Below are 3,302 nucleotides of genomic sequence, written 5' to 3'. Positions count from 1 at the left end.
CAAAGAAAACGGCCAATGCCCAGTCCCGGTTGTCCGATGATCGTAAAATCTGTCATAGCTACATTAAAGTCCTCATAATAACGATACTCTGTTGCACCAACTACCTTATCATCCTGTACCGCAACAAAGACACGAATACCCGGGTCTTCCAGCGGTTCCTTCCACAGACTGTACTCCAGCACTTCCTCTGGTGGAAATACTTCCTGCATTAGCTGATGCATGCTCGCAAACAAGGGGTCTTTAATATGAGTAATGCGATGATATTCCATAGGATAGGACACGCTCCTCTACAATTAGTGATGGGTATGAAACGGATTTCGCCATTCCATGAGGGCAGCATAATTACGCGATTGTTCATCATCCAAATAATTCGGCAGGATACAAACAGGCACCCGTCCGCAACGAAGCAGAAAAGTTAATACCGGGTCCTTCAGCTCACCAGACACTACGGCATCCACATACGCTTCTGCGCTCAATTGGTCGGCATGATGCTGATAACTAGGCATACGCCCCGCGCCCAGCAAACGATCCAGTCTCCGTTCAATCACAAGATGATATAAGGAAAAAATCATCCATTTGCCCAGACCCAATCTGCGGTAAGCAGGACGTACCGCCAAATCAATCACATACAGCGCCTTGCCGTCCTCACAGTGCGTACGAATATAACCGTCATCTGCTACTTCCTCCCATGTATGCTGGGGATGTTCGGGGTTATAATGCATCAGTAGGCTGGTTACCGAACCCGCCAGTTCCCCCTCAATTTCCACACACAGCGCTCCATCTGCAAAATGCTCTGTCTGGCTAGCAATCTGCTCCCGGCTCCATAACAGCTCCTGCGGATATGGTGGGGGGAAGCTCTCCTGCTGAATACGCAGCAATCCCTCATAATCGGCTGTAGAATAATTACGAATCACCGCCCGTAGCGGCCGATCGCCGTCAAAGATGAACCATTCTTTGCGATACATGGCTTATTTCCTTTCATTAGCTCCAGTCTGTGTATAAATCTGTTCTACGGTCACGCCAGGTTGTAACCGAGCCCCGCTCGCGCACATCGTACAACAGCTGCAAATCGAGATCTGCTGTCACAATCATATCGTTGTTCAGTTCACCCTCCACCATAATGCCGCGTGGCGGAAAAGGAATGTCATTGGGTGTAATGACTGCGGCTTGTCCATAATTGGCACGCATAAAATCAACCGTAGGCAAAGCGCCGACAGTTCCCGTTAAAACGACATACACCTGATTTTCAACCGCTCTGGCGTGGCTTGTATATCGTACCCGGTAAAATCCGTGACGATCGTCCGTACAGGAAGGACAGAAAATAATATCTGCTCCCTTGGCCTTCGCCATGCGAACGATTTCGGGAAATTCAATATCATAGCAGGTCAGCATCGCTATGGTGCCCTTGGACGTCTCAAACACATTCAGCCCCTCACCGGGAGCCATATTCCATTCATGCACCTCTGTCGGTGTAATGTGAATTTTGTCCTGAGTGGCCACACGCCCGTCCGGGTAAAACAAATGTGCCGTATTATATAAACGTTCGTTTCTCCTAACTACATGAGTGCCACCGATAATATGCATCCCGGTTCGACGTGCGAACGAAGTGAATAATTCAAGGTACCGGTCCGTAAAATCCGGCAGGTAGTTGATCGTCAGAGCTTTGCCTTCACTATCACCAATCGACATAAGCTGGGTCGTAAAAAACTCGGGAAACAGAACAAATTCCGCGCCAAATTCCTCCGCTGTTTTGATATAATGTTCCGATTGCAGGGCAAATTGCTCGAATGAGTCAATCGTATGCAGATGATATTGAACCGCCGATACTCTGATTTTGCTCATAATTCCTCCTCGGACATCACGTCTTTTAGATTGCAAGGGGGTCCCGTTGCTGTTCACATTATAACCGATTCAAAACGGTGCGAAAACTGAACCTGATAATCAGGGCTTGCCTTCTGCACCTACTTTGTTTAAAATAAGGTCAAATCTTTTGAATACCATGAACAAAGACAGTGACGGAGACAAGTAAACGTCTAACGGATTCCCACAGAAAGGTACGAATTGCTGAGAGCGTACCGCAATCCCGCGTTGAAATTCACTCCCGAGTCGAGCCTTGAACCGACAGAAGGATTCATTCCTTTGTCCGCAGTAGAGGTTTCCGGAAGCCCCCGTTACGGGCATCAAGCTCAGAAGTTACTGCCGTCGACTGAACGACGTTGACGATTCGTATGTATACTTCTGTAATTAGGGTGGTACCACGGCATTCGTCCCTTGCGACGAGTGCCTTTTTGTGTTATTTTCTGCAAAAAAGTCCATGGGCTAGCACAAAAAAAAATTTAAATTCGGGAAGGGTGTACTGTATGTCTACAAATGAAAATTCTTTGGAGCTGCTGCGTGAACAGCTCGATGCTACAAATTTGCAATTGCTGGAGTTGCTGTCCCAACGCGCTGAACTGGCGGGACAACTTGGAAAATTGAAGGAAGCTCAAGGGGTACCTGACTTTGATCCGGTACGTGAGCAACAAATGCTGGACAAGCTGATCGCGGCTAACCGTGGGCCTTTTGACGATGCTACGATTCGCCAGCTGTTCAAAAATATTTTCAAGGCTTCTTTGAACTATCAAAAAGAAGAACACAAAAAACATCTGATCGTCAGCCGCAAAAATCAACCGGATAGCACAGTTATCAAGGTTAAAGATACGCTGGTGGGCGGCAAAGCTTCCATTATGGTCGCAGGTCCCTGCTCGGTGGAAAGCTACCAGCAAACTCGCGAAGTAGGTGCGGCTCTCAAGGAAGCCGGTGTGCCGATTCTTCGTGGTGGTGCGTTCAAACCACGTACATCCCCGTATGATTTCCAAGGACTGGGCGTGGAAGGATTGCAAATTCTTAAACGTGTAGGCGACGAGTTCGGGCTGGCTACAATCAGTGAAATTGTCGATCCAAGACATTTGGAGGAAGCGATCCAATACATCGATATTATCCAAATTGGCGCGCGCAACATGCACAACTTTGAATTGCTCAAAGCTGCGGGTGAAACTAGAACTCCGGTTCTGCTCAAACGCGGACTGGCTGCCACAATGGAAGAGTTCCTTCATGCTGCTGAATACATCGTTTCCCGTGGTAACACGCAAGTCATGCTGATTGAACGCGGTATCCGTACGTACGAAAAATGGACGCGTAACACGCTGGATATTTCCGCTGTTCCGATTTTGAAAAAGGAAAGCCATCTGCCTGTATTGGTGGACGTGACTCACTCCACAGGACGTAAGGACATCCTGGCTCCTTGCGCCAAAGCTGCCTTG

General features: G+C 48.2%; 3 protein-coding genes, 1 pseudogene and 1 other annotated feature. Of the genes and pseudogenes, 1 reads left to right on the top strand and 3 read right to left on the bottom strand.

Going from position 1 to position 3,302, the window contains the following annotated elements; translation table 11 throughout:
- The 3 genes and pseudogenes from GRP75_RS22320 to GRP75_RS22310 form a co-directional block, all read right to left on the bottom strand.
- Window positions 1-269, bottom strand: a pseudogene (locus GRP75_RS22320) (GNAT family N-acetyltransferase); the annotation flags it as partial.
- Window positions 270-293: 24 nt separating this feature from the next.
- The gene (locus tag GRP75_RS22315) at window positions 294-965 is read right to left on the bottom strand and encodes a GNAT family N-acetyltransferase (RefSeq protein WP_160790389.1); all 672 of its coding nucleotides are present in this window, start codon (window positions 963-965) and stop codon (window positions 294-296) included.
- Between the two features lie 16 nt (window positions 966-981).
- Window positions 982-1,842, bottom strand: coding sequence for a carbon-nitrogen hydrolase family protein (locus GRP75_RS22310; protein WP_028543188.1), 861 nt, complete (start codon window positions 1,840-1,842; stop codon window positions 982-984).
- 161 nt (window positions 1,843-2,003) lie between these two features.
- Window positions 2,004-2,275, top strand: a binding site (T-box leader).
- Window positions 2,276-2,360: 85 nt separating this feature from the next.
- Between GRP75_RS22310 and GRP75_RS22305 the strand changes: the two genes are divergently transcribed.
- On the top strand, window positions 2,361-3,302 hold a 942-nt coding region (locus tag GRP75_RS22305), incomplete at its 3' end, for a bifunctional 3-deoxy-7-phosphoheptulonate synthase/chorismate mutase (RefSeq protein ID WP_160790388.1).

The sequence above is a fragment of the Paenibacillus sp. OT2-17 genome, assembly GCF_009827695.1.
Classification (GTDB): domain Bacteria; phylum Bacillota; class Bacilli; order Paenibacillales; family Paenibacillaceae; genus Paenibacillus; species Paenibacillus polymyxa_B.
The sequence above is the reverse complement of the archived record's forward strand: the minus strand, read 5'-3'. Positions and strand labels throughout refer to the sequence as shown.

Bases quoted from the DNA above. Each gene is read 5' to 3' on its own strand.
- GRP75_RS22310 (WP_028543188.1), bottom strand. From the start codon at position 1,842: ATGAGCAAAATCAGAGTATCGGCGGTTCAATATCATCTGCATACGATT.
- GRP75_RS22315 (WP_160790389.1), bottom strand. From the start codon at position 965: ATGTATCGCAAAGAATGGTTCATCTTTGACGGCGATCGGCCGCTACGG.